4 protein-coding genes are annotated in these 1,333 nt (G+C 33.5%); 1 reads left to right on the forward strand and 3 read right to left on the reverse strand.

Annotation, left to right across the window (positions count from 1 at the left end; genetic code table 11):
* Positions 1 to 187 precede the first annotated feature (187 nt).
* From DV415_RS10245 to DV415_RS10010, 3 genes are read right to left on the reverse strand one after another with little or no spacing between them, the layout of a single operon-like run.
* Complete coding sequence (locus DV415_RS10245; protein WP_192879133.1) at positions 188 to 361, reverse strand: hypothetical protein; 174 nt, start codon at positions 359 to 361, stop codon at positions 188 to 190.
* Positions 362 to 390: 29 nt separating this feature from the next.
* Positions 391 to 543: a hypothetical protein gene (locus DV415_RS10250; RefSeq protein ID WP_160321066.1), complete on the reverse strand. Its 153-nt coding sequence runs from the start codon at positions 541 to 543 to the stop codon at positions 391 to 393.
* 1 nt (position 544) lies between these two features.
* Complete coding sequence (locus DV415_RS10010; protein ID WP_118791103.1) at positions 545 to 763, reverse strand: hypothetical protein; 219 nt, start codon at positions 761 to 763, stop codon at positions 545 to 547.
* Between the two features lie 122 nt (positions 764 to 885).
* Here DV415_RS10010 and DV415_RS10015 point away from each other — a divergent pair, with 122 nt between their 5' ends.
* Positions 886 to 1,284 (forward strand): helix-turn-helix domain-containing protein, encoded by a 399-nt coding sequence (locus DV415_RS10015; RefSeq protein WP_118791104.1) that lies wholly within the window; start codon positions 886 to 888, stop codon positions 1,282 to 1,284.
* Positions 1,285 to 1,333 lie beyond the last annotated feature (49 nt).

The raw sequence follows: 1,333 nt of genomic DNA on the forward strand, positions 1-1,333 counted from the left end.
CTGTCAGATTAGGGTTGATCTTCACAGTTAACCCACACGACAGTGTTACCTTAAAACGTTCCGAATTATAATTACATCACACGCATCTAATACACCTGAAAAATTGACCGCACTTTGATCGCTCAAAAGTGCGGTTGTTTTTCTTTAAAGTTTAGGGGTGTTTATTTTCGTAGTATAAATGAATAGATTATTTCACATCAACATTACGCCATTCGTGCACTTTTTTACCTTTTGATGCAAGTTTTGTTTTTATTGAATCTTTTGCGTCTCGCTCTGATTCTGCTTTAACATAATCTGCAGTACTTGTTTTGCTTGTACCATCTTGATTACAATAAACATAACTAATTCGATATTCTTTCATATTTTTCTCCTGTTAGATTAGGTTGAATTTTATCCTTTCACAACGGCAATAATGCTGCCGTATGGATACATAAATTTTGCTTTTTGTCGCGCTTCTGAGGTACTATGAGCCAAAATATTGACTACCATTTTGGATTGATAATCGCCGCGAGTTTTAAGCAGCGTTACACGAAAATTAGCCATGTTATTTATCGTATCTATCCATAATTTGTCTTGCTTTTTCTTTTTGTTCAGATGTTGTATTTGGGTTATTAAGAATCTGTCTAGCGGCTTCAACCGTCATTGCGATACCAATATTCCCAACACCCTTTACAAGGGCTGCTGTACCGTGAAAAGCCTTGTTCAAAATACCTTCTTCTTCACGAAACTTTTTAAAACTACTTGAGAAATCGAAAAATGCCATATTTTGCTCCCTCTAGGTTATTTTTTGGAGATTGTAATTTAAGTTAAAAAATGCCACAATCGCCAAAGTTTGCAGATTGCCTACCCAATAATTGCAGTTGACAATACAAAAAGTGGTGAAAGATGAAAACAAATGAAAAAATCCGTCAAATAAGAGAAAGTCGTAATTGGACACAAGAAGACATGGCGTCTAAATTAAGTATGTCCACTAATGGTTATGCAAAAATCGAACGCGGTGATACACGCTCAAACCTAGGCAGGTTAGAACAAATATCTGAAGTGTTTGGAATGGATATTGTGGAATTATTGGCTTACGGTGAAGATGGAAAAATTAATTTAAATAATTCGGCTAATAATAGTACATTTACAAATTCTTGTTTTGCTATTACTGGAATGGATATTAATCAGGAAATTCAACGTTTATTACTCATTATTTCACATAAAGAAGAAATTATTGAAAAACAAAAACGGGAAATTCAGTTATTAAATGAAATGAATGAAATGCTAAAAGCAAAAAAATAAAATCTTTTCAAACATGCTAAAATGTAGAAGAACAACCCCAATCTGACAA

This window comes from Haemophilus haemolyticus (assembly GCF_003490595.1).
In the GTDB taxonomy this organism is placed as follows: Bacteria; Pseudomonadota; Gammaproteobacteria; order Enterobacterales; family Pasteurellaceae; genus Haemophilus; species Haemophilus haemolyticus_L.

Excerpts from the sequence above, each read along its gene's own strand:
- DV415_RS10245 (WP_192879133.1), bottom strand. The coding sequence starts at position 361 with ATGAAAGAATATCGAATTAGTTATGTTTATTGTAATCAAGATGGTACA.
- DV415_RS10250 (WP_160321066.1), bottom strand. The coding sequence starts at position 543 with ATGGCTAATTTTCGTGTAACGCTGCTTAAAACTCGCGGCGATTATCAA.
- DV415_RS10010 (WP_118791103.1), bottom strand. The coding sequence starts at position 763 with ATGGCATTTTTCGATTTCTCAAGTAGTTTTAAAAAGTTTCGTGAAGAA.
- DV415_RS10015 (WP_118791104.1), top strand. The coding sequence starts at position 886 with ATGAAAACAAATGAAAAAATCCGTCAAATAAGAGAAAGTCGTAATTGG.